Genomic DNA, 536 nt, shown 5'->3' with positions numbered 1-536 from the left:
CATCGCGCTGCTCGACCGAATGCTCATTGACCAACACGTCTACCCGGTAAATCCCCGGCAACTGGCCTTCGCTCATGGCGCTGACCTGTTGTTTCACGGCGGCCGAACTCTGCCCGCCGCCGATCTCAAGGAACGACGCATCGAACTCGTAGCCAGCCTGTGCAGGGGCCAAATGCAAGGCCAAGGCCGCCGCGATCGGGCAGCCGAAAGCCTTCATGGCGCAACGGCGCATGAATGGGAGTGAACGGGGCATGGGCGTTCCTGAAATGGCGTTTCGAGGTTGGCGCTTGGGTATCAGTGAAGGCGGACGACGGGGGCGGTCACGACGCTGCCGTAGTCATCGATGTAGCTCATTTGCACTTCATCACCGGGCTTGGCCTGGATCGCTAGTTCCTGCTGTTGGCCGGGGCGCAGCACATCCGGTGCCTGGGTGATCGGCTGGCCGTTGAGCTTCAGCTCGCTGACCACAACATGGAATTTGGACGTGTTGTTGAACATCAGCGCGCCGGCATTGGCCTTCCAGTTCACTTGCGCCA

2 protein-coding genes are annotated in these 536 nt (G+C 61.2%); both read right to left on the bottom strand.

Annotated elements, in window-relative coordinates; genetic code table 11:
* The coding region (locus G9Q84_RS29045) for a hypothetical protein (RefSeq protein WP_181644546.1) at positions 1–253 on the bottom strand (253 nt) is incomplete at its 3' end.
* Between the two features lie 41 nt (positions 254–294).
* Positions 295–536, bottom strand: a 242-nt coding sequence (locus G9Q84_RS29040) for a fimbrial biogenesis chaperone (protein WP_477749766.1), incomplete at its 5' end; no start/stop codon positions are given.

Source organism: Pseudomonas sivasensis (assembly GCF_013778505.1).
Classification (GTDB): Bacteria; Pseudomonadota; Gammaproteobacteria; order Pseudomonadales; family Pseudomonadaceae; genus Aquipseudomonas; species Aquipseudomonas sivasensis.
The sequence above is the reverse complement of the archived record's forward strand: the minus strand, read 5'-3'. Positions and strand labels throughout refer to the sequence as shown.